Source organism: Flavobacterium sharifuzzamanii, from assembly GCF_003254585.1.
In the GTDB taxonomy this organism is placed as follows: domain Bacteria; phylum Bacteroidota; class Bacteroidia; order Flavobacteriales; family Flavobacteriaceae; genus Flavobacterium; species Flavobacterium sharifuzzamanii.
Map to the genome: position 1 here is coordinate 88,485 of NZ_QJGZ01000034.1, position 23,536 is coordinate 112,020.

The window sequence follows — 23,536 nt, forward strand, 5'->3', positions numbered from 1 at the left end:
TAGCCCCTTAGTTCCTTAGAACCTTAAAAATATTAATTTAAAACCGAAAATATGTTATTAAAGAAAAGAATACCAATGAAGTACGTTCTCGGGAAAATTAAAGTAGAAATTGCTCTAGTACTCGCATATACAGTACTATTTGAAATTTTGCATCATTATTTCATCAACCTTCCTGTAGATATCCCGATTGCGATTCCAACCATGATTGGAACAATTATTTCCTTATTATTAGCCTTTAAGTCCAATCAAGCTTATGACAGATGGTGGGAAGCAAGAATTGTGTGGGGAGCAGTTGTAAATGATTCAAGAACCTTAATTCGTCAAGTTTTAACCTTTTACAATGATCCTGGTTATTCAGTTGAAGCCAGCGAATTCAAAGAAAATTTTGCTAAAAGGCAAATTGCATGGTGTTATAGTTTAGGAGAATCACTAAGAAACAGAAACCCTATAAAACCGCTTGAAGGTTTAATTAGCGAAGAAGAAATTAAATACATAAAAAATCATCAGAACGTTCCGAATGCGATTTTGATGTTACATGCGAGAGATTTAAGAACTGCTAAAAACGAAAAGAAAATCAACATGTATCAGCAGGTTGAAATCGATAATACTTTGTCAAGATTGTGTGATGAAATGGGGAAATGTGAGCGTATTAAAAACACGATTTTCCCAACAACATACAGTATGTACATCAGATTGACTTTGTGTTTATTCATTTTTGTATTGCCTTTCGGATTAACAAGCGTATTGAGCTGGTTTGCAATTCCGTTGATTACAGCAATCGGTGCCGCTTTCTTTTTGATTGAAAGAATGGCGATTCATTTGCAAGATCCGTTTGAAAACAGACCAACAGATACTCCGGTTACGGCAATTGCAAATACAATTGAGAAAAATATCAAACAAATGCTGAACGAATATCAAAGTGAATTTGATATTCTGAAAGAATTTGATTTAAATGACGAACCTAAGAAAGTCGAGAAAGACGCTTATTTTGTCTTATAACTATTTAATTTTGGTCTTCTTTTAATTGTTGGCTGGACAGTGAGTAGTTGCGCTGTCCAGTTTTTTTATTTAAACACATAGTTTTGTCATTTCGACGTAAGGAGAAATCTCCACAAGTAACTCCGTAACAATTTTCCAATCTTTGTAGAGCTTCTCGCGAAGATTTCTCCTTACGTCGAAATGACAAATGTTACGTTGATTATTGGAACTTTATAATTGCTTCGCCAATCTTCCCAACGTCTGAATAGCAGTTCTCAATTCGTTAGACCAAGGCAATCCAAAACTCAAGCGCATACAATTTGAAAATTGGTTTTGAAAAGAGAAAATTCTTCCCGGAGCAATACTAATATTATGTTTCAGTGCTAAATGATAAAAAGCTACAGTATCAATTTTTTTATCCAATTCGACCCAAAGGAAAAAACCGCCTTGAGGCTGACTCACTTTGGTTCCCGCTGGAAAAGATTCTAAAACGGTATTGATATAATTGGTGCAGTTTCGATTCAGAATCTGGCGAATTTTTCTAAGATGGTTTTCATAGCGACCGTTTTTTAGAAAGTCACCAACGACTTCATGTGTAATAGTTGAATTAGAGATTGTATGGTATAATTTAGTTCTCAGAACTTCTTTTTTAAACTTCCCTGGAGAAACCCAACCCACACGATAGCCTGGTGCTAGACTTTTAGAAACCGAACTGCAGCACAAAACGATACCGCTTTCATCATATGTTTTACAATTTGTTGGACGGCTTGTTCCAAAATACAAATCGCCGTGAATATCATCTTCAATTAGCGGAACATTATAGAAATCCATTAAACGGACAATTTCCTTTTTATGTTCGTTTGGCAGCATACTTCCCGACGGATTACTGAAATTGCTCATCAAAACACAAGCTTTTACCTTCTTTGTAGAAAGTGTTTTTTTAACTGCTTCTATTTCAATTCCTGTTGTCATATTGGTAGGAAGTTCCATTACGTATAAACCTAAAGATCTCGCCAATTGCAGAATTCCAAAGTAAACCGGACTTTCTGTAATAATCGTATCTCCCGGTTTCGTGAGCGTTAATAAACAATCCGAAATTGCCGAAATACAGCCCGGAGTTGTTATAATATCATCTTCAGTCAAAGAACCGCCCCAAGTAAACGACCAGCGCGCAATTTCTTTTCTTAAATTACTATTTCCTTCAATTTCTTCATAACTTGTTCCGCTGTTGGGCAATTGGCGCATGGCTTGAACCATTCCTTTATTCAGTTTCGCAATCGGAAGCAATTCATTGGACGGAAAACCAAGCGAAAGCATCGTAATGTCTTTTTTACGCATATCGCCATAAACCAAATCTACTAAATCCTCACGTTCAATATTTTCAAGAGTTAAAAGCGGTTTGCTTGCAGATGGTTCTGGAATTGTTCTTGCCGAAATATTACTTACATAATAACCTGATTGCGGTCTTGATTCGATCAAAGAACGGCTCTCCACTTCATAATAAGCCTTGCTGACAGTGCTCATACTATAACCAGTTTCGGCACAAACTTCTCGTATAGAAGGCAGTTTATCGCCTACATTTAGAAGTCCAGATTTGATCTGTTTTTCGATGAGGTCAGCAAATTGCAGATATAAGTAATTTGAATTTTTCATTGTAAAAATAAAAACTGTTATGCTGCAATTTACAAAAACTGTATCTGTATTGCTGTTTAATTTTTTAGAAATTTGCTTCATCAAAAGAAAATAAATTCAAAAGCGAATTTTGTGAAAACAACAAAGTATTACGTAGCAGCAATTTCAGCCTTTATTACATGGGGGCTTTTTAGCTTAGTTTTAAAACCGATACATGATTATCCGTCATTGGATATTCTGTTTTTTCGTGTTTTTAGCTGTGGTATTTTAATGCTTTTGATTGCTTTTCTATTTAAAAGAAAACAAATAAGAGAAACCATTGATATTTTTAAAGCTTTACCAAAATCAGAAAAAAGAAAATCAATTCTTTTAAATATTGGCGGAAGCGCATTTTTGATGGCCAATTGGTTTACATTCATTTATGTAGTAAATCATATCAGCGTAAAAGCCGCTTCTCTGGCTTATCTTGTTTGCCCAATCCTGACTACATTATTAGCTTATTTTATACTAAACGAAAAACTGCTAAAGACGCAATGGCTTTCTGTGGGATTAAGCATTTCAGGATGTTTATTGCTTTCATATAGCGATATCATGGATATGTTTTTCAGTATCATTATAGGTCTTACTTATGCCGCTTACTTAGTAAGCCAGCGCGCCAATAGAGGTTTTGACAAGTTTATTGTTCTAACTTTTCATATCACATTGGCTGCATTATTTTTATTACCGTTTTATCCGGTTTTTGGGGGACCGGTTCCAACGGAATTTAAGTTTTATTTCTGCATTGAAACCATTGCAATTGTATTTACTATAATTCCGTTATTTCTCAATTTATATGCACTTTCAGGAATCAACTCTTCAACAGTTGGAATGTTATTAAACATTAATCCGATGATTGCATTTGGTTTGGCGGCCTTTTTCTTCAAAGAAAATATCACGCCTTTGCAGATTACAGCATACGGTATCATTTTTACTGCAGTGTTAGTTTTTAATTCGCATCATATTTTTGCCATAAAGCAAAAAATGACCTCAATATCCAAAGGTTCTTAATTCTTAGTTTTCATATTTTTTATTGGTTTAAAATCGAAAATTGTCAGAATCTTAACAGGATGTTTAAACAGGAATGAGTATATTTCATTCCTGTTTTTTTTGCGATAAACTGAAAAAATAGTAGCCACAGATTACACAGATTAAAAGGATTATATTCTTGTACGAAAGAATGTTGCCACGAATTACACGAATTTCCACAAATTTTGTTAACTATTTTAGAATAATTAATTCGTGGAAATTCGTGTAATTCGTGGCAAATAAAAAAATCCTTTCAATCCTTTTAATCTGTGGCAAAAAAAAACTAATACGAAACGAATATTATTGATATGAAATCAGCCAAACTTCAAGCCTTTACTCCGTTATTTTATTTAGTATGGTCAGATGATTTACTGACTCAAAAAGAATTTACAACTCTGCAAGGATTTATAAATTCGCTAAATGTATTATCTCAAGAAGAAAAAGAATATTTACTTTCTAAAGTAGATATTTCAAATCCGCCTTCGCGAAATGAACTCACACAATGGAAATCGGATATTGAAAAAAGCATTCAAGATAAATCTTCTGTTAAGTCGATTTTTGATATTGCAAAAGCACTTTCGGGAACCGATTTAGATTTAACCCCAATAGAATCCGATTTTAAAAAGTTGGAAAACGATTTGGGAATTTTGGGTGAAGAAGCGCTTCAAAACTTTAAAACCAAAGCAGGTTCTTTTACGGCAGATTCTCATACCAATGCTAGTTTTGATATTCAGAAAATCACACAAATTTTAGACGGAAAAGAAGCTGCAATAATCAAAAGGGTAAAATCGGTGATTTCAAGACCTGAATTTGCTTATGAAACTTCTACCGATATTAATGTTTTCAGACAAACCGTTTACAAATGGTGTAAAATTCTGGCTGATGAAAACCTTGGAAACATGGCGTATCCAAAACAATATGGCGGAGGAGAAAACATAGCCGATTATTTTGCGATTATGGAAACGCTGAGTTATCATGATTTAAGTCTGGTAATTAAATTCGGAGTTCAGTTTGGACTTTGGGGAATGAGCGTTCAGTCTCTTGGAACTGAAAAACATTATGCTAAATATTTAAAAGATATTGGCTCGCTGAAACTTCCTGGCTGTTTTGCTATGACCGAAACACATCACGGATCGAACGTAAAAGGTTTAGAAACTACAGCAACTTACAATCATAGCGATCAGACTTTTACTATTCACACACCAAATAAAAATGCGCAAAAAGAATATATTGGCAACGCAGCTGTTCACGGACAAAAAGCAACTGTTTTTGCGAAATTAATTATTGACGATCACGATTATGGTGTTAATGCGTTTGTGGTTCCATTACGCGATCCAAATGGAAATGTCGTAAATGGCGTAACAATTGGCGATTGTGGCCACAAAATGGGATTAAATGGTGTAGACAACGGAACCATTAGTTTTGATAATGTAGTAATTCCGAAAGAAGATATGCTCGATCGTTTTGCTTCTGTGAATGATAAAGGCGAATTCGAAAGTCCGATTCCGAGTGATAACCGTAGATTTTTTACCATGTTAGGCACTTTGGTAGGAGGAAGAATCGGAATTCCGCGTTCGGCTTTAGCGGCAGCAAAATCTGGACTTGCAATTGCCATTCGCTACAGCGATCAAAGAAGACAATTTGGACCAGAAGGCGGTTCTGAAGTTCCGATCTTAAATTATAGAATGCATCAGCGCAGATTGTTGCCACATTTGGCTAAAACATATGCAGTTCATTTTGCGCTTCAATATCTAACGAACAGATTTTTAAATAGAACCGAAGCCGAAATGCAAGAAATTGAAGCTTTGGCTGCAGGAATGAAATCATATTCTACTTGGAGTACGAGAGATATTTTGCAGGAATGCCGTGAAGCCTGCGGAGGAAAAGGATATTTGTCTGAAAACAGAATCGATGCACTTAAAAATGACACTGAAATTTACACCACTTTTGAAGGTGATAATACGGTTTTGATGCAATTGGTAGCCAAAAATCGTTTGGCAGAATTCAGAAAATCGTTTGGAGAAATGGGTTCGTTGGGAATCATTAATTATGTATATGAAAATGCGAAAACAGCTATTGCTGAGAAAAATCCAATTGCAACCAGAAGAACTGACGATGAGCATTTGTTAGATGGGGAATTCCATCTTCAGGCATTTGTTCACAGGGAAAAGACAATTTTGGCTTCTGCAGCGCGACGCATCAAGAAATTAATTGACGGCGGATTAGAACCTTATGATGCGTTTAATGTCATTCAGCATCAAATGATTGATGTTGCTCAGGCGTATTTGGAGAGAATAGTTCTAGAACAATTTCAGCTTGCAATAAAAGCGGTTGAAGATGAACAATCAAAAGCAATTTTGACGAAACTGAATCAGCTATACGCACTTTCTACAATCGAAAAAAATAAAGCTTGGTATTTGGAAGACGGTTATATGGAAGCAGTTAAAACCAAAGCAGTCCGTAAAATTGTAAATCAGCTTTGCTGGGATATTCGTCCTGACGCGGTGGCTTTGGTAAATGCTTTTGATATTCCAGAAAGCTGTTTGGCAGCGCCAATTGCGGTTTGATTTTAAATCATATAAGTAATATAAGTTTTAAAAAAATCTTTGTCAAAGTTTTAAACTTTGACAAAGATTTTTTTATGCCATTAAAGCTTGAGGTATAAAATTGATGATAGCATAAGGGCCTTTATATCATTGTTTTATTAAAATAGTTTGACTTTTCAAATTCTTGGACATTCATAGAAATTACAGAAACCTCTGGAAGTAGCGCATTTAGTTTTGTAACGATTACTTTTGACAGATTGCTCTTTTGGTCATCATTTCTACCTTCCATAATGTAGCCGAAAACATGAATAAAATCATTTAGAGTATTTCCGTTGTTATAATACGTAAAAGGATTAATGCGTACTTTGATTTCAGAATCTGGGAAAAGATCAGTTGATAAAGCGGCATCAAAAACTCCCTGCATTATTTCATCAGCAGCTAGTCGGCGCAGCACATTTTCTGAACAGTCAATTATAAAGTGTGGCATAATTTTAAGTTTTATTGGGTTTGTTGTAACAAAATTATAAAAAAGGTTACTTGTAATATTTTAGAATACACACTTTATTATATTTGTATATCTTATTTATTTTTTTGTCAGTTTGAAAAATCTATTTCTTTCCGTTTTTATAGTTCTTATCAGCTTTCCTCTTTTTGCATCGGAGAGCACAGATGTTATATTAAAAGAATTAAACGAGGCAATCAAAAATAAACAGCATTACGTAAAGATTAAAGAAGAACGAATTGCGAATTTCAAGAAAATTAAATCTGAGAATCTTACGAAAGAGCAGGAGTATAATTACAACAAAACGCTGTACTTTGAATATCAGAAATTAAATTCTGATTCAGCTATTCAATACGTAAAAAAGAACCTTAAAATTGCAGAAGAACTTCGAGATAAAGAGCTTTTCAATTTGGCTCAATTGGAATTGGTAACGCTTTATTCCTCTTCTGGAAAATACCGTGAATCTGAAGCCATTTTAAAGAGCATTAATAAAAAAAGCCTTCCTGCTTCCTTACTTCCAAATTATTACATTTCGTATCGTGAGTTTTTCGAGCATTATGCAGCTAATAGTTACAGTCCTGAATATAGAAAACAGATAGGAAAATATAGAGATTCATTATTAAGTATTCTAAATCCGAATACATTGGATTTTCAAATTAATAGAATTCAGCAGGATATTTTTATTGATAAAAAATACAATGATCCTAAAAAACAGTTATTAGCTTTATTGAGTAAAACAAAAGAAGAAAGTCCGCAATATGCGATGATTACTTATTTGTTAGGAAAAATTGGTGAAGCGACACATGATTTGGAAGCCAGAAAAAAATACTACGCACTTTCTGCTACTTCAGATATTAAAAACGCCAATAAAGATAATGCTTCTTTACAGGAACTGGCTTTGGTTTTTTATGAAATCGGAGATGTTGATATGGCCTATAAACTTACACAATCGGCTATTGAAGATGCGCTTTATTGCAATGTCCAGTTTCGTACACTTTTAATGTCAGAAGTTTATTCTATCATCAATACGGTATATTTAGAGCGTGAAGCGCAAAGAAAAAGCGAATTACAGATTTACTTGCTTTGCATCAGTCTACTTTCGTTGTTTTTGATCGTTGCAGTTATTTATGTTTATATACAGATGAAAAAGGTTTCGAGAATTCGATCAGAACTTTACGAAACGAGTCAGAAATTAGCTGAATTAAACAAAGATATTACCGAAACCAACAGTCAGCTTCAAGAAAGTAACCTGCAATTGTCTGAATCTAATTTGGTTAAAGAAGAATATATTGCGCATTTCTTTAATCTTTGCTCAACTTATATCAATAAGCTGGAGAATTACCGTATTATTTTAAACAAAAAAGCAACGGCAAAGCAATTTGATGAAATTTATAAAATTCTAAAGTCAACTACTTTGGTTGATAATGAGTTGGAAGAATTGTACAAGAATTTTGATATTATCTTTTTGAACTTATATCCAACATTCGTAAAAGATTTCAATGCTTTATTAATTCCAGAAGAGCAGATTGTTCTCAAGCAAAATGAGTTGCTAAATACCGAACTTCGAATTTTTGCTTTAATCAGATTAGGAATTACTGATAGTGTTAAAATAGCGGCATTTTTACGTTATTCTTTAAGCACAATTTACAACTATCGCACAAGAGCTCGAAATAAGGCCGCAGTTTCGCGAAATGATTTCGAAGAAATGGTCATGAAAATCGGCTCAAAGGCTTTGAAAGTATAAATATTCGTTTTAAATCTACTACTTTTTTTACTGTTTTTTAAAATTTAAAAATCTGTAAATCAATAATTTAATTTTTTAATCCACTACTTTTTTCTATCCAAAAATGTAACTTGTACGATAACGTTTTAGTTTTACAATATGATAAAAAAGTTTTTTTCTCAAGAAGACTTTCCCTATTATAAACTAATGCTTTAATAATTACTGTTATGTTAAAAAACGTTAAAACAATTGTTGTTTTACTTTTACTAAGTTCTGTAGGAATGAATGCCCAGAACAAAGTTCCAGTTTATCTAGACGATAAAAAACCGATTGAAGAGCGTGTAGAAGATGCGCTTAAACGAATGACTACCGAAGAGAAAATTGCCATGATTCATGCGCAGTCTAAATTTAGTTCTCCAGGTGTAAAACGTCTTGGAATTCCAGAAAACTGGATGACCGATGGACCACACGGAATTCGTGCTGAGGTAAAATGGGACGAATGGGATCAGGCTGGATGGACAAATGATTCTTGTATTGCTTTCCCTGCGCTTACAGCACTTTCATCTACATGGAACAAAGAATTGGCTTCTTTATATGGTAAATCTATCGGAGAAGAAGCACGTTACCGCAACAAAAACGTATTATTAGGGCCGGGCGTAAACATTTACAGAAGTCCATTAAACGGACGTAACTTCGAATATATGGGAGAAGATCCGTTTTTAGCTTCAAAAATGGTTGTTCCTTATATTAAAGGAGTGCAGTCGAATGGAGTTGCTGCTTGCGTTAAGCACTTTGCTTTAAACAATCAGGAAACCAAACGCAATTCTGTTGATGTAATTGTTGACGATCGTGCATTGTACGAAATTTATCTTCCTGCTTTTAAAGCTGCAGTTCAAGAAGGTGATGTTTGGTCAATTATGGGCGCTTACAATAAATACAAAGGACAGCAATGCTGCCATAACGAATATTTGTTAAACGATATTCTTCGAGGAGAATGGGGTTTCAAAGGAGTTGTAGTTTCTGACTGGGGTGGTGTTAACGATACTAAACAAGCTATTCACAATGGTTTAGATATGGAATTTGGTTCTTGGACAAATGGTTTGTCTTGGGGAACAAGTAATGCTTACGACAACTATTATTTAGCAAAACCATATTCTGAAATGATCAGAAAAGGAGAAGTTGGAACTAAAGAATTAGATGAAAAAGTACGTCGTATTCTTCGTTTGTCTTTCTTGACGACTATGGATAGAAATCGTCCTTTTGGATCTTTTGGAACAGAAGAGCACGCTATTGCAGGACGTAAAATTGCTGAAGAAGGAATTGTTTTATTGCAAAACAACAACAACATTCTGCCAATCAATCTTTCTAAAACTAAAAAGATTGCTGTAATTGGAGAAAATGCAATTAAAATGATGACTGTTGGTGGAGGAAGTTCTTCGCTTAAAGCAAGATATGAAATCACGCCATTAGAAGGTTTGAAGAAAAGAATCGGAAATCAAGCTGAAATTGTTTACGCAAGAGGTTATGTGGGAGATCCTACAAGTAATTATAACGGAGTTGTTGCTAAAGTAAGTTTAGAAGATAAACGCTCTCCAGCTGAGTTAACTGCAGAAGCTTTAAAAGTGGCTAAAGATGCAGATATTGTTCTTTTTATTGGAGGTTTGAATAAAAGCCCAAATCAAGATGATGAAGGACATGATCGTAATGAATTGAATTTATCTTATGGTCAGGATAAACTAATCAGTGATTTAGCGAAAGTAAACAAAAACATTGTTTTCGTAAATATTTCTGGAAATGCAATTGCAATGCCTTGGATTAAAGAAGTTCCAGGAATTGTTCAAGGATGGTTTTTAGGAACTGAAGCTGGAAATGCTTTAGCAAATGTTTTAGTTGGAGATGTGAATCCGTCAGGAAAATTATCTTTCACTTTCCCAGTAAAATTATCTGATAACGGAGCTCATGCTTTAGGAGAATTCCCAGGTGGTGATTCGGTAAAATACAATGAAGGAATTTTTGTAGGTTACCGTTGGACTGATAAAAACAAAATCAAACCATTGTTCTCTTTCGGTCACGGTTTAAGCTACACGACTTTTGCTTACGGAAAAGTAACAGCAGACAAAAAACAAATGAATGCTGGAGATAAAATAACATTCTCTGTTAATGTAAAAAATACTGGAAACAGAGAAGGCTCTGAAGTGGTACAATTGTATATTGCAGATTTAAAATCTTCATTGCCACGTCCAGTAAAAGAATTAAAAGGTTTTGAGAAAGTAGCTCTTAAAGCTGGAGAAGAAAAAACAGTTACGTTTACAGTTGATAAATCGGCTTTAAGTTTCTTCGATGATAAAAAACACGACTGGGTTGCTGAACCTGGCGATTTTGAAGCAATAATTGGTGCTTCTTCAACAGATATTAAATCTAAAGTGAATTTTTCACTTAAATAAGTTTTTTTATTTCTAAAAATTGGTTGGTTTGTAAAGCTGCAAGTGTAAAAATTTGCAGCTTTGCTTTTAGTTAAAATCTTACCATTAAGACATTAAGAAACATAAAGAATAGCTTTATTGTCTTATATTTTGAGCTAAGTTCATGAAGTAAAAGCTTAATTTTCTTAATATCTTAAGGGTTTTAAAAAAATGGATATGAAAAAAATTACGCTCGCAATATTGACTTTATTTTTTGCGAAGAATATTTCAGCACAAAGTCTGAATAAAATGCAATGGTTTAATGAACCTGAAAAATGGGAAATTAAAAACAATGCTTTAATAATGAATGTTACTGCCAATAGCGATTATTGGAGAATTTCGCATTATGGTTTTACAGTCGATGACGCGCCTTTTTACTACGCAACTTACGGTGGCGAATTTGAAGCAAAAGTAAAATTGACAGGAAATTACATTGCCCGTTTTGACCAAATGGGATTAATGATTCGTATCGACGAAAAGAATTATATTAAAACAGGAGTTGAATTCGTTGATGGAAAATTTAATATAAGTACCGTTGTAACACACGATAAAAGTGATTGGAGTGTGACAACTCTAGAAAAAGTGCCTCCTTTTATCTGGATAAAAGCCGTACGACGATTAGATGCTGTTGAGATATTTTATTCTTTTGATGATAAAAATTACATCATGACCAGAAATGCGCCTTTACAGGATAACACGCCTGTGATGGTTGGTTTAATGGCCGCTTCTCCAGACGGAAAAGGTTTTGAAGCTAAATTTGAAAATTTTTCGGTTAAGCACTTGCCAGACCAAAGAAGATTAGAATGGCTTAAAAATCACCAATAGAATAAATTCCAATTTGAAAATTCCAAATTCCAAACTTAATTTTCGAATTTTAAGAGTACAGAAAATCTAAAATCTGCAATCTACAATCTACAATCTACAATTATAACTTAACTTAAACCAAACACAAATGAGTTCAATTTCATCTGATATTAAACCAAAAAAACACTACGAAATTCTTGATGGACTGCGTGGAGTTGCAGCTATTTTAGTGGTTGCTTTTCATATTTTTGAAGCTTTTGCAGGCGGAAACCGTTTTAAACAAATTATAAACCACGGATATCTTGCTGTAGATTTCTTTTTCCTTTTGTCAGGATTTGTTGTTGCTTACGCATACGACGATCGTTGGGTAAAAATGGGACAATGGGAGTTTTACAAGCGCCGATTAATTCGTTTACAGCCTATGGTAATCATAGGAATGATTATTGGCGCCATCTTTTATTACTTTCAGGCTTCAGATATACTTTTTCCGCAAATTGCAGGAATGGAAGTATGGAAAGTTATTCTAACAATGGTAATCGGATTTACATTGCTGCCAATTCCTCCTTCATTAGAAATTAGAGGTTGGGGAGAAATGCACCCTTTAAACGGTCCGGCATGGTCGCTTTTTTTTGAATATATTGCAAACATCTTGTACGCCGTTATCTTCCGTAAATTTTCGAATAAAGTAATGTCAGTTTTTGTATTGATATTTGCCGGACTGTTAATTCATTATACAGTTTTCGGACCAAAAGGTGATGTTATCGGAGGATGGTCTTTCAATGTAGAACAAATGTATGTTGGTTTTACGCGTTTATTATATCCGTTTTTTGCTGGAGTTTTATTATGCCGCTTAGGAAAATTAATCCATGTAAAAAATGCTTTCTGGGTTTGCAGTATCCTAATCACAATTGTTTTGGCATTGCCAAGATTTGGAGACGAAAATAGTCTTTGGATCAATGGTTTATACGAATCTTTCTGCATCATTGTAATGTTTCCAATTATTGTTGCAATTGGAGCAGGAGGAGAAATTAAAAACGAATTTTCATTAAAAATCTGTAAACTATTAGGAGATATCTCATATCCAATTTACATTACACATTATCCATTAATTTACTGGTTTACTGCATGGGTTGTAGACAATAAAGTAACAATGGAAAATGGCTATCTGGAAGGCATTGGAGTTTTAATCGTAAGCATCGTTCTAGCCTTTGTTTGCTTAAAATTATACGATGAACCAGTTAGAAAATGGCTGATGAAGAAATTTCAGAGAAAGCAAAGGTTCTGAGGTACTAAGATACTAAGCTGCTAAGGTTTTAGATAATAGAAAAAATAAAGACTTAGAGTCTATCAAAGAACTGAAATTCTAAATTTTGTTAGTTATAGATTTTCAAAAAGGGATGAAGTTTAAAACTTCATCCCTTTCTTATTTGTGTATTGCTTGATTTACAAGATAAAGAATAAGTGTTTTAGGAGAAAACCTCTGCAGCTTTGTATCTTTGTCCCTTTGAACCTTTAAAAAAAAACTTATTCTAAAACCAATTGCCCTAAAGCTTCTTTACTGAAACCTTTTAATTCATCCGTTTTTCCAGCTTTGATTTTAGCCACCCAATTTGGATCTGATAAAAGAGGTCTTCCAACGGCAACCAAATCAAAATCGCCTCTATCGAAACGTCTGTTTAGTTCTTCTAAAGAAGTTGGCTGAGAACTTTCGCCTGCAAATGCACCAAAGAAATCGCCAGAAAGACCAACAGAACCTACGGTAATAGTAGGAGCGCCAGTTACCTTTTTAGCCCATCCTGCGAAGTTCAGATCAGAGCCTTCAAATTCTGGTTCCCAGAAACGGCGTTGCGAAGCGTGAATAATATCAACACCAGCATCAACAAGCGGAGTAAGCCAAGCTTCTAATTCTTGTGGATTTTTAGCCAATTTATAATTATAATCAGAAGGTTTGAATTGAGAAAAACGCATAATCACAGCAAAATCGTTTCCAACTTGCTTTCTCACTTCTTTGATTACTTCAATTGCAAAACGATTACGTTCTGGTAATGTTTTTCCTCCGTAGATATCTTCACGTAAATTTGTTTCAGCTCTAAAGAATTGGTCAATTAAATAACCGTGAGCACCGTGAATTTCTACAGTATCAAAACCTAATCTTTTAGCATCAGCAGCAGCTTTACCAAAAGCTAGGATAGTATCTTCAATATCTTTTTCAGACATGGCAACACCATTTCTAAAATCAGGTCGGTTTAATCCAGACGGACCTTCAAATGGAACCGGCGGAACCCATCCAGAATGGTGGTTGTCCATAATTCCCATATGCCAGATCTGCGGTCCCATTTTTCCACCCGCAGCATGAACTTCATCAATCACTTTTTTCCATCCGTTTAAAGCTAAATCGCCATAAAAATGAGGAACATTAGCATCATTAGAAGAAGATTTTCTGTCAATAACAGTTCCTTCAGATAAGATTAGACCCACTTCGCCTTCAGCTCTTTTTTGGTAATAAGCTGCGACTTCATCAGTTGGAACTCCGTTTGGAGAAAAAGAGCGCGTCATTGGCGCCATTACGATTCGGTTTTTCAGATTTAACGATTTTAAGTTAAATTCAGAAAAGAGGTTGTTTGTACTCATAGTAATTTTACAAATTAGATTGAATTAATTTACTAAGTGCTTCAAAGGCACCTTCGTTACGTTTATAATAAGTCCATTGTCCAACGCGTTTGGCTTCAATAAAACCAGCGCGCTGTAAAATAGACAAGTATTCGGATACTGTGGATTGAGTCAAACCAGCTTTGGCTTGAATCTGTCCAACGCAGACTCCATGCTCAAATCCAGCATGTTCTAGTTGGCCAGGAAAGTTAATTTCAGGCTCTTTTAGCCATTCCAACATCTGTAGTCGGGACTTGTTAGATAATGCTTTAAAAATTTCTATCGTTTCCATAGTGCAAATATATCGACTTTTCCCGATATATGGATTTGAAGAAAAATATTTAGGATAATTTTATGACTGGGGAGGAAGAAACTTTTTGTTACGCAAAGAGATTTTATTAAAGAAAAATTATATTTGTTTTAGTTTTAATCAAAGAAAAACGCAGAGTTTTATTCTTATTTTATGTCATTTCGACGAAGGAGAAATCTCCACGAGAAGCTCGACAAAGATTAGACATTCGTTGCGGAGTTACTTGCGAAGATTTCTCCTTCGTCGAAATGACAAACTATTGTGTTGATTATGAGATTAAAACAATCCTCAAACAAATAAAACTTAATCTATTATGAAAAAAACTGTACTCATTCTAGCATTTTTATGCTGTGTAATCACCAATTCTAAAGCACAAGTTGTAGGTGTAGATGTTGGAGATATTGCTCCCGAAATTGATCTTCCGGATACAAAAGGAGAGAAAGTAGCGCTTTCTTCTTTAAGAGGAACTTTAGTTTTGGTAGACTTTTGGGCTTCTTGGTGCGGACCTTGCATTAAAGAACAGCCATTGCTAATAAAAATGCACAATGCTTATCCAGACAAATTATCGATCTATGGAGTTTCTATGGATACCAAAAAGCCATTATGGACAGGAGCAATCGCAAAAGCAAAACTACCTTGGACAAACGTTAGTGACTTAAAATACTGGCAGTCTCCAGTTGTCGGAGATTATATGCTACAATCTGTTCCTTTGAACTTTTTAATTGATAAAAACGGAATTATTTTAGCAAAAAACATTCACGGACCGGCTTTAGAAGCTAAAATTAAAGAGCTTTTAGAGGTTCAGTAATTTTCGTTATTTTTCTAATTTAAAGGTATAGTTTGTCATTTCGACGAAGGAGAAATCTCCACGAGAAACTCCACAAAGATTAGACATTTGTTGCGGAGCTACTTGCGAAGATTTCTCCTTCGTCGAAATGACAAACACTATGTAAAATTAAAAGCCTAATCATTAAGATTAGGCTTTTAATTTTTTAATTCTTCTCTAAGACTCTTTAATCACTTTCTTTACACCTCCAAAACTCGTTTTCAGCATTTCTCTAATCTGAAACTGTGTTTTGTTCTGCGAAGCGCTTTTCCAATCTTTGAGATCAAAAATATGAATATGATCTGCGTAAGGATTTGTTAAAAATGAAATTCGTGAAATCGTATATTTATAATATTTCAGTTCGTGAGAAACATGTCGATTTGGAACAACAATTAATATATTTTCCCAATTCAAAAAGTCTTTCGGAACATCTTTTCTTTCTAACAATCCTAAAGATTCAAAAAAAGCCATAATCTTCTGATCATTAAGTTTATTAATCTTCTGATCGAGGTTCTTAAAAGTGGTATGGAGTCTATTTTCGTTAATAATAGTACTCATAATGGTAATTGCTTTTTTATGATTTTAATATAAAATTACGTCAAAAGAAAATCATTTTCGAATCTGAAGCCATTAGATTCATTCTAAATTTTGAAAGCCCATTTTAGAAGCATTTGTTATGAATGAGTTATCAGATTTTGATAAAATACTATTAATGTTTATTCTCTAAAAGCCTTATTTTTATCGCTATTTGATTTTACTAACAACCAAACCTATGAAAACCACTTTTGCTCAAAAAACAATTTTCTGCTTTTTTCTTGTATGTTCATTTCACTTATTGGCTCAAAACAGATTAGGAAGAGAACTCATTTTAATTGATAAAGAGTGGCGATTTTCATTTGGGCATTTATACGATACAAAAAAAGATTTTGGTCACGCCGAAGGTTATTTTTCTTATCTGACTAAAACTGGATTCGGTGATGGACCAGCGGCTTCTGGCTTTGATGATCGCGCTTGGAGAAAATTAGATCTACCACACGATTGGGCAGTAGAACAGTCTTTTAGCGAAGGCGCAAGTTTTAGCCACGGATTTAAAGCAGCGGGCAAAAATTTCCCAGAGAAGAGTATTGGTTGGTACAGAAAAAAAATAACGATTCCGAATGAAGATTTAGGAAGAACAATTTCTTTAAAATTTGATGGCGTTTTTAGAAATTCGAAAGTGTTTTTTAACGGATTTTACTTAGGAACAGAGGAAAGCGGTTATAATGGTTTTGAGTATGATGTAACGGCTTATGTAAACTATGGAGGCGAAAATACAATCGTAGTCCGTGTTGATGCTTCAATGGAAGAAGGCTGGTTTTATGAAGGAGCAGGGATTTACAGACATGTTTATTTGCAGAAAACCAATCCGCTTCATGTGGCACAGAACGGAACTTATATAACTTCAGAAATTGAAAATAATAATGCTGTCATTACTGCAGAAGTAAAATTGGAAAACAAAGGATATTTTAAAGGAAATGTAGAAGTAAGTCAAATCATCTTAGATGCATCGAGAAAACAGATTGTTTCTAATACAGAAAATGTTTCTGCTCCAGAATTTTATAAAACAAATAGTTATACATCAAAATTAAATGTCAAAAATCCGCTTTTGTGGGATATTGAGAATCCAAATTTGTATAAACTGATTACCGAAATAAAAAGTGAAGGGAAAACAATTGATAAATATGAAATTTCATTCGGAATCAGAACGATAAAATTTGATCCAGAAAATGGTTTTTTCCTTAACGGAAAAGCGGTGAAATTAAAAGGAACCAATAATCATCAAGATCATGCGGGAATTGGAACAGCGCTTCCAGATGAGATTCAATATTATAGAATTAAGAAACTGAAAGAAATGGGTTCCAATGCCTATAGATGTTCACATCATCCGCCAACGCCCGAATTATTGGACGCCTGCGATAAACTTGGAATGTTGGTTATTGATGAAACTCGTTTAATGGGAATAAACGATTACCATTTGAATGATTTGAAGCGAATGATGGAGCGTGATCGTAATCATCCAAGTATTTTTTGCTGGTCGGTTGGAAATGAGGAATGGCAGATAGAGGGTGGAATAACTGGTGAAAGAATCACCAATACAATGCAAGATTTTTCTAAAAGTATTGACCCAACAAGACCTGTTACCGTAGGGATCAGCAGCGGATTTAAAAGCGGAATTTCTTCAGTTGTAGAAATTATGGGCTATAATTATCTTGGAAACGGAGATATAGATGCGCATAGAAATCAGTTTAAAAATCAGGCAGGAATGGGAACCGAAGAAGGTTCGACTTTTGCCACACGCGGTATTTATTTTACCGATGATGCCAAACATTACCAAAGTGCTTATGATAAAAAACCTCGCCCAACTTTTTATAGTATCGAAGAAGGTTGGAAATTCTATGCCGAAAGACCTTATTTGGCAGGAATGTTTATTTGGACAGGTTTTGATTATCGCGGTGAGCCAACTCCTTATGGTTGGCCTTCTGTAACGTCTTATTTCGGGATGATGGATGTTTGCGGTTTCCCTAAAGACAATGTTTTCTATTTAAAATCATGGTGGGGAAAAGAACCCGTTTTACATTTATTACCACATTGGAATTGGAGCGGAATGGAAGGCAAAGAAATAAATGTTTGGGCCTATTCAAACTGTGATGAAGTAGAACTTTTCCTTAACAAAAAGAGTTTAGGGAAAAAGAAAATGGAACAAAACGGTCATTTAGAATGGAAAGTAAATTTCACGCCAGGAACTTTGGAAGCAGTTGGTTATAAAAATGGCAAAAAGGTACTTTCTAATATTCAAAAAACAACTGGAAAACCAGAAAACATCAAATTGTCATTAGATAAAGAAAATGTTTTAAAAGCTAATGTTTCGGTTGTAACGGTTGAAACTACAGATAAAAATGGCTTACATGTTCCAACGGCAAATGACGAAATTACGTTTTCTATAAAAGGCGGTAAAATTTTAGGAGTAGGAAACGGTGATCCTACTTCGTTAGAAAATGATCAGTTTATTGATGACATCGATTTGGTTGCTATAAGTAATTTTATGGAACAAAAAGAAGTAACTGCGACTCTGCCTCAGGAGTTACCGAATTACTCAGAAAATGAATGGACAGCAGCTTTTAAAGATCGTGATTATAAAAAACAAGCTCCGTCATACATTTATAAAGGAGAGTTTGATTTGAAAAGCAATTCAGGTTCTTCGATTGTTAGTTTCTTCTACAAAAAAATAGGAGTTGAAACCGTAGTTTTCGTAAACGGAAAAAAGATCGAACCAAGCGCTGAAGATTCTCAGAAATATATTTTTGATACAGCCATTTTAAAACAAGGGAAAAACACGATTCACATTGCGGCAACACCTTTACAAAAAGTAAAAGATTGGGATGTCATGAATACAGATCCAGGAATTATTCAGGTAATTACACCAGCAGAACCTTGGAAAAGAAAGCTTTTTAATGGTTATGCGCAAATCATCATTCAAAAAGATGAAAATGTGAAAGAAGTAGTTTTATCTGCTTCTGCGAAAGGGTTACGCACAGGAACTTTAGTTGTAAAATAGTTTTAAGTTTCAGGTTTCAAGTTATGCAACTGTGAGAAATATGCACGCAAAGTCGCTAAGACGCAAAGTCTCTTTTTAAAAAAGTTATAAATGAATTGCGTCCAGCTTTAGCTGGATGTGAAATGATTGGAATGTTATCAGGGCTTTAGCCAAACAGTTCTTGGTTTGGCTAAAGCCTTTTCTATGCTTGTCTCTTTTAAACCTCCAGTTAAAACTGGAGGCAATTGAAAAAAAACTTTGCGTCTTAGCGACTTTGCGAGATTATTTCTTTCCTAAAAACAAAAAATTTGCTCCCGATAGCTATCGGATTGCCTAAATCTTAGCGAACTCTGCGGTTAAATTAACAAACCTGAAACTTTAAACCTGAAACAAAAAATTAACAAAAGAATAATGTTTGATTTTCATAACTTTGCAAAATGAATAATCAGACAGAAACTCAGAATTGCGATTTTACTTCAGATTTAAAAATGAAGGGATTTAAAGTGTATCCTATAAATGGAGATTACAGTAAAGTTCCCGTTTATAGCCGAAGAGACTTTTATAAAATCTGCATCAACACCAGTAAAAGCATTATACAATATGCTGACCGCGGAATAGAAACCGACGGAACGATTCTGTTTTTTGGGAATCCGATTATTCCGTATTCTTGGGAAACGGTCTCTGAGAAATTTGAAGGCTATGCTTGTGTTTTTACCGAAGAGTTTTTTAAAACTAAAGACCGATCAGAAACCCTTCAGGAATCGCCTTTGTTTAAAATAGGAGGAACGCCAATCTTTACTTTAACGCCTGAACAAAAGGTGTTTATCGATTCATTATTTCAAAAAATGATTCAAGAGTACGAAACTGATTATGCATTCAAAGACGATTTGATGCGCAGCTACGTCAATTTGATTATTCATGAATCAATGAAAATGCAGCCTTCAGAGAGTTTCTTTAAACATAAAAATGCTTCTTCGAGAATTACTTCTTTATTTTTAGAATTGCTTGAAAGGCAATTTCCAATAGAGACCAAAGATCAGCCGTTGGCTTTAAAAACACCTCAAGATTACGCACAGAGCCTTTCTGTGCATGTGAATCACTTAAATCGTTCTGTAAAAGAAGTTACTGGAAAACCAACTACGGCACATATTACAGAAAGAGTGGTTAACGAAGCAAAAGCTTTACTGCAGCACACAGACTGGAGCATTTCTGATATTGGTTATTCGCTTGGATTTGAATATCCGAGTTACTTCAATAATTATTTTAAAAGACTTACAGGAACGGTTCCAAAATCGCTTCGAATGTAAATTGTTTCAATTTCTTAATTTTTTGTTTGAATATTGTTATTTCAGCATTGTAGTATTGCACTACATTTGCCCTGAAATAAACAACGAATCTTTGTATCAGTTTTTTTAATGACTAAATAACACTTCACAAAAGCATGCTCCGCTTTGCATTTAGTTTTAAATTTTGATAGTAGAAAAAATATAAAATTTTTAAAGTATTAATTAAAATCAACAATCTCCTTCTATAAGAGATTCGATGTACTGATTATTTCATTCAAATAAGCTTATAAGAATTTTTAAAATTAATTATTAACCTAAAAAAATCGAAATTATGTCGACACAATTCACTGCCGTAACCGAAGAAGGTAAAATTCCAAATACTTATATGACAGGCGAAGTGTCATATAAGAAGCAGACAAGCGAAATTCATCCAGAAAACACCGTTATTAAAGATGTTTCTTTTGAGCCTGGAGCAAGAAGTAATTGGCGTATTAATGCAAGTCTGCAATTGATTATCGTAACCAATGGAGTTGGGTATTACCAAGAAAGAGGCGGACAAATTAATCTTATCGAAAAAGGAAAAGTAATCACGGTTTTACCTGGAATAGAGCACTGGTATGGAGCAACGCCAAAAACGAAATATTCTCATATTACCATTTTTACTGAGGTAGATAAAGGTCATGGAACTTGGCTGAATAGCGTTACCGATGAAGAATATTATTCTTTTTAAACTTCTAAGGTACTAAGTTGCTAAGATTCTAACATTCTAAGATTTTAGCTTCGAGATTTTACGCAGATTTTACTGATTTATAACAGATTATATTTTTTGATTAGCTAAAAATAATCGAAATTTATATAACTATTTGTAAATCAATATAAATCAGCTGGACTTCTATTGCAATTTTTCAACGGTCTACAACTTGAAACCTGAAACTTTAAACAAAAAAACTAAAAACAACAATAAAATTATGGAAACAAAAAACATTAAAGCCTTTGGTACAGAAGCTGCCGAAGCACCATTAAAAACCTTAGATATTAAAAGAAGAGCTGTACAGGCGCATGATGTTGAAATAGAAATTTTGTATTGCGGAATCTGCCACTCAGATTTGCATTCGGCTAGAAACGAATGGCATGGCACTATTTACCCAATCGTTCCGGGACATGAAATTGTAGGTCGTGTAACAAAAGTTGGAGATCATGTAAAAGGTTTCAAAGTCGGAGATTTGGCTGGAGTTGGCTGTATGGTTGATTCTTGCAGAGAATGTGAGCAATGTAAAGAAGGATTAGAACAATATTGTGATCCAGGAAGCATCTTAACATTCAATTCTCCTGATAAACATTTAGGCGGACAAACTTTCGGAGGTTATTCTCAAAGTATTGTTGTTGATGAAGATTTTGTACTGCACATTTCAGATAAATTAGAACTTTCGGCTGTTGCACCATTATTATGCGCAGGAATTACCACATATTCTCCATTAAAACACTGGAAAGTTGGTCCTGGCCAAACAGTGGGAATCGTAGGAATTGGAGGTTTAGGCCACATGGGAATCAAATTAGCGAAAGCTATGGGTGCTCATGTTGTAGTTTTAACGACTTCATTATCTAAAGTTGAAGATGCAAAGCGTTTGGGTGCAGATGAGGTTATTTTATCTACAGATCCAGAACAAATGGCAAAACACGCCAAAAGCATGAATTTTATCTTGGACTGCGTTTCTGCTGAACACAATATCGATTCGTATCTAAATTTACTAAAAGTAGACGGAACTTTAACGCTAGTTGGCGCACCAATGGATCCGCTTCCTGTAACTTCTTTCAGCCTTATTTTAGGAAGAAGAAGCTTTGCTGGTTCAGCTATCGGCGGAATCGCTGAAACTCAAGAAATGCTTGATTTTTGTGCAGAACATAATATCACTGCCGATGTTGAGGTAATCGGTGTAAATGATGTAAATGACGCTTACGAAAGATTATTAAAAGGAGATATTAAGTATCGATTTGTGATTGATATGGCGTCGCTTAAATAAGATGCTGAGGTTCTGAGGTGCTAAGATACTAAGGCTGTAAGTTAGTAGAAAAATCTTAGCGCCTCTGTACCTTAAAAAAACTTAGAACCTTAGCATCTCAGAACCTTAGAACCTTAAAAAAATGAATACACGTAAACTAGGAAATAATGGACTTGAAGTCTCAGCGTTGGGACTTGGCTGCATGGGAATGAGTTTTGGATACGGTCCAGCTCATGATAAAAAAGAAATGATAAGTCTGCTTCGTTCTGCTTATGAAAAAGGAATTACCTTTTTTGATACGGCTGAATGTTATGGACCATTTTTGAATGAAGAGTTATTAGGAGAGGCATTATCGCCTTTTCGCGATAAAGTAGTAATTGCAACGAAATTCGGATTTTTGGAAGGCGATTCTAAAAAAGGATTAGACAGCCGTCCAGAGTGGATTAGAAAAAGCATCGAAGGTTCACTGAAAAGATTAAATACAGATGTAATCGATTTGTATTATCAGCATCGTGTAGACCCGAATGTGCCTATGGAAGACGTTGCAGGAACGATAAAAGATTTAATTCAAGAAGGAAAAATAAAACATTTTGGACTTTCAGAAGCGGGCGTAGAAAGCATTCGTCGTGCGCACGCAGTTCAACCTGTTACGGCACTGCAAAGCGAATATTCGCTTTGGTGGAGAACTCCAGAAGAAGAAATTTTTCCGGTTTTAGAAGAATTAGGAATTGGTTTTGTGCCTTTTAGTCCGTTGGGGAGAGGTTTTTTAACCGCTAAAATTGATGAAAATACGCAGTTTGACAGCACAGATTTTAGAAATACACTGCCTCGTTTTATGCCAGAAGCTAGAAAAGTAAATCAAGCTTTAGTTGATTTATTGACAAAAATAGCTGCTGAAAAAGGAGCGACAAATGCTCAAATTGCCCTTTCTTGGATTTTAGCCCAAAAACAATGGATTGCACCAATTCCTGGAACTACAAAACTACATCGTTTAGAAGAAAATCTAGGAGCGGTAGATTTGGAACTTTCTGCACAAGATCTCGAAAAAATCAACGAAGCAGCTTCAAAAATTACAATTGAAGGCTCAAGATATCCTGAGCATTTGCAGAAGATAGCTGGGAAATAAGGTTAAAAGTTGCAAAGGGACAAAGGTTCAAAGGGACACAGAAAAAAAACTTT

18 protein-coding genes are annotated in these 23,536 nt (G+C 34.5%); 13 read left to right on the top strand and 5 right to left on the bottom strand.

Annotated elements, in window-relative coordinates:
* Positions 1-51: 51 nt before the first annotated feature.
* Positions 52-999 (top strand): bestrophin family protein, encoded by a 948-nt coding sequence (locus tag DMA14_RS04495; RefSeq protein ID WP_111423471.1) that lies wholly within the window; start codon positions 52-54, stop codon positions 997-999.
* Between the two features lie 210 nt (positions 1,000-1,209).
* Here the strand turns inward: DMA14_RS04495 and DMA14_RS04500 are convergent, their stop codons facing one another.
* The gene (locus tag DMA14_RS04500; protein WP_111423661.1) at positions 1,210-2,631 is read right to left on the bottom strand and encodes an aminotransferase-like domain-containing protein; all 1,422 of its coding nucleotides are present in this window, start codon (positions 2,629-2,631) and stop codon (positions 1,210-1,212) included.
* A gap of 111 nt (positions 2,632-2,742) precedes the next feature.
* Between DMA14_RS04500 and DMA14_RS04505 the strand changes: the two genes are divergently transcribed.
* Entirely contained in the window at positions 2,743-3,657 is a 915-nt protein-coding gene (locus DMA14_RS04505) for an EamA family transporter (protein WP_111376953.1), read from the top strand.
* Between the two features lie 326 nt (positions 3,658-3,983).
* Complete coding sequence (locus tag DMA14_RS04510) at positions 3,984-6,242, top strand: acyl-CoA dehydrogenase family protein (RefSeq protein ID WP_111423473.1); 2,259 nt, start codon at positions 3,984-3,986, stop codon at positions 6,240-6,242.
* A gap of 121 nt (positions 6,243-6,363) precedes the next feature.
* On the opposite strand, the gene DMA14_RS04515 is transcribed toward DMA14_RS04510, so the two are convergent.
* Positions 6,364-6,708 (bottom strand): 5-carboxymethyl-2-hydroxymuconate Delta-isomerase, encoded by a 345-nt coding sequence (locus DMA14_RS04515; protein WP_111423474.1) that lies wholly within the window; start codon positions 6,706-6,708, stop codon positions 6,364-6,366.
* A gap of 112 nt (positions 6,709-6,820) precedes the next feature.
* On the opposite strand from DMA14_RS04515, the gene DMA14_RS04520 reads away from it, so the two are divergent.
* The 4 genes from DMA14_RS04520 (at position 6,821) to DMA14_RS04535 (ending at position 12,997) form a co-directional block, all read left to right on the top strand.
* Positions 6,821-8,467 (top strand): DUF6377 domain-containing protein, encoded by a 1,647-nt coding sequence (locus DMA14_RS04520; protein ID WP_111423476.1) that lies wholly within the window; start codon positions 6,821-6,823, stop codon positions 8,465-8,467.
* Positions 8,468-8,673: 206 nt separating this feature from the next.
* Positions 8,674-10,890 carry a glycoside hydrolase family 3 C-terminal domain-containing protein gene (locus tag DMA14_RS04525; protein WP_111423478.1) on the top strand — a complete coding sequence of 739 codons (2,217 nt, stop codon included), beginning with the start codon at positions 8,674-8,676 and terminating at the stop codon, positions 10,888-10,890.
* 195 nt (positions 10,891-11,085) lie between these two features.
* Positions 11,086-11,733 (top strand): DUF1349 domain-containing protein, encoded by a 648-nt coding sequence (locus DMA14_RS04530; RefSeq protein ID WP_111423663.1) that lies wholly within the window; start codon positions 11,086-11,088, stop codon positions 11,731-11,733.
* Positions 11,734-11,860: 127 nt separating this feature from the next.
* Positions 11,861-12,997 (top strand): acyltransferase family protein, encoded by a 1,137-nt coding sequence (locus DMA14_RS04535; protein WP_111423480.1) that lies wholly within the window; start codon positions 11,861-11,863, stop codon positions 12,995-12,997.
* A 239-nt stretch (positions 12,998-13,236) separates the two neighbouring features.
* Here the strand turns inward: DMA14_RS04535 and DMA14_RS04540 are convergent, their stop codons facing one another.
* Both DMA14_RS04540 and DMA14_RS04545 read right to left on the bottom strand, forming a co-directional pair.
* Complete coding sequence (locus DMA14_RS04540) at positions 13,237-14,343, bottom strand: NADH:flavin oxidoreductase (protein WP_111423481.1); 1,107 nt, start codon at positions 14,341-14,343, stop codon at positions 13,237-13,239.
* Between the two features lie 7 nt (positions 14,344-14,350).
* Positions 14,351-14,653 carry an ArsR/SmtB family transcription factor gene (locus tag DMA14_RS04545; protein WP_091496855.1) on the bottom strand — a complete coding sequence of 101 codons (303 nt, stop codon included), beginning with the start codon at positions 14,651-14,653 and terminating at the stop codon, positions 14,351-14,353.
* 331 nt (positions 14,654-14,984) lie between these two features.
* Here DMA14_RS04545 and DMA14_RS04550 point away from each other — a divergent pair, with 331 nt between their 5' ends.
* Positions 14,985-15,479 carry a TlpA family protein disulfide reductase gene (locus tag DMA14_RS04550; RefSeq protein ID WP_111423483.1) on the top strand — a complete coding sequence of 165 codons (495 nt, stop codon included), beginning with the start codon at positions 14,985-14,987 and terminating at the stop codon, positions 15,477-15,479.
* Positions 15,480-15,674: 195 nt separating this feature from the next.
* On the opposite strand, the gene DMA14_RS04555 is transcribed toward DMA14_RS04550, so the two are convergent.
* On the bottom strand, positions 15,675-16,055 hold the full coding sequence (locus tag DMA14_RS04555; RefSeq protein WP_111423485.1) for a hypothetical protein: 381 nt from the start codon (positions 16,053-16,055) through the stop codon (positions 15,675-15,677).
* A gap of 214 nt (positions 16,056-16,269) precedes the next feature.
* Between DMA14_RS04555 and galA the strand changes: the two genes are divergently transcribed.
* The 5 genes from galA to DMA14_RS04580 all read left to right on the top strand — a co-directional run bounded on the left by galA (position 16,270) and on the right by DMA14_RS04580 (position 23,483).
* The gene (gene galA, locus DMA14_RS04560; protein WP_111423486.1) at positions 16,270-19,092 is read left to right on the top strand and encodes a beta-galactosidase GalA; all 2,823 of its coding nucleotides are present in this window, start codon (positions 16,270-16,272) and stop codon (positions 19,090-19,092) included.
* Between the two features lie 416 nt (positions 19,093-19,508).
* Positions 19,509-20,378, top strand: coding sequence for a helix-turn-helix domain-containing protein (locus DMA14_RS04565; RefSeq protein ID WP_111423488.1), 870 nt, complete (start codon positions 19,509-19,511; stop codon positions 20,376-20,378).
* 310 nt (positions 20,379-20,688) lie between these two features.
* Positions 20,689-21,087 carry a cupin domain-containing protein gene (locus DMA14_RS04570; RefSeq protein ID WP_111423489.1) on the top strand — a complete coding sequence of 133 codons (399 nt, stop codon included), beginning with the start codon at positions 20,689-20,691 and terminating at the stop codon, positions 21,085-21,087.
* A gap of 238 nt (positions 21,088-21,325) precedes the next feature.
* Positions 21,326-22,378, top strand: a complete 1,053-nt coding sequence (locus DMA14_RS04575; protein WP_111423664.1) for an NAD(P)-dependent alcohol dehydrogenase — start codon at positions 21,326-21,328, stop codon at positions 22,376-22,378.
* Between the two features lie 121 nt (positions 22,379-22,499).
* On the top strand, positions 22,500-23,483 hold the full coding sequence (locus DMA14_RS04580; RefSeq protein WP_111423491.1) for an aldo/keto reductase: 984 nt from the start codon (positions 22,500-22,502) through the stop codon (positions 23,481-23,483).
* The last annotated feature ends 53 nt before the right edge of the window (positions 23,484-23,536 follow it).

Excerpts from the sequence above, each read along its gene's own strand:
- DMA14_RS04510 (WP_111423473.1), top strand. The coding sequence starts at position 3,984 with ATGAAATCAGCCAAACTTCAAGCCTTTACTCCGTTATTTTATTTAGTA.
- DMA14_RS04500 (WP_111423661.1), bottom strand. The coding sequence starts at position 2,631 with ATGAAAAATTCAAATTACTTATATCTGCAATTTGCTGACCTCATCGAA.
- DMA14_RS04570 (WP_111423489.1), top strand. The coding sequence starts at position 20,689 with ATGTCGACACAATTCACTGCCGTAACCGAAGAAGGTAAAATTCCAAAT.
- DMA14_RS04555 (WP_111423485.1), bottom strand. The coding sequence starts at position 16,055 with ATGAGTACTATTATTAACGAAAATAGACTCCATACCACTTTTAAGAAC.
- DMA14_RS04565 (WP_111423488.1), top strand. The coding sequence starts at position 19,509 with ATGAATAATCAGACAGAAACTCAGAATTGCGATTTTACTTCAGATTTA.
- DMA14_RS04530 (WP_111423663.1), top strand. The coding sequence starts at position 11,086 with ATGAAAAAAATTACGCTCGCAATATTGACTTTATTTTTTGCGAAGAAT.
- galA (WP_111423486.1), top strand. The coding sequence starts at position 16,270 with ATGAAAACCACTTTTGCTCAAAAAACAATTTTCTGCTTTTTTCTTGTA.
- DMA14_RS04545 (WP_091496855.1), bottom strand. The coding sequence starts at position 14,653 with ATGGAAACGATAGAAATTTTTAAAGCATTATCTAACAAGTCCCGACTA.
- DMA14_RS04535 (WP_111423480.1), top strand. The coding sequence starts at position 11,861 with ATGAGTTCAATTTCATCTGATATTAAACCAAAAAAACACTACGAAATT.
- DMA14_RS04495 (WP_111423471.1), top strand. The coding sequence starts at position 52 with ATGTTATTAAAGAAAAGAATACCAATGAAGTACGTTCTCGGGAAAATT.
- DMA14_RS04540 (WP_111423481.1), bottom strand. The coding sequence starts at position 14,343 with ATGAGTACAAACAACCTCTTTTCTGAATTTAACTTAAAATCGTTAAAT.
- DMA14_RS04575 (WP_111423664.1), top strand. The coding sequence starts at position 21,326 with ATGGAAACAAAAAACATTAAAGCCTTTGGTACAGAAGCTGCCGAAGCA.
- DMA14_RS04580 (WP_111423491.1), top strand. The coding sequence starts at position 22,500 with ATGAATACACGTAAACTAGGAAATAATGGACTTGAAGTCTCAGCGTTG.
- DMA14_RS04515 (WP_111423474.1), bottom strand. The coding sequence starts at position 6,708 with ATGCCACACTTTATAATTGACTGTTCAGAAAATGTGCTGCGCCGACTA.
- DMA14_RS04550 (WP_111423483.1), top strand. The coding sequence starts at position 14,985 with ATGAAAAAAACTGTACTCATTCTAGCATTTTTATGCTGTGTAATCACC.
- DMA14_RS04525 (WP_111423478.1), top strand. The coding sequence starts at position 8,674 with ATGTTAAAAAACGTTAAAACAATTGTTGTTTTACTTTTACTAAGTTCT.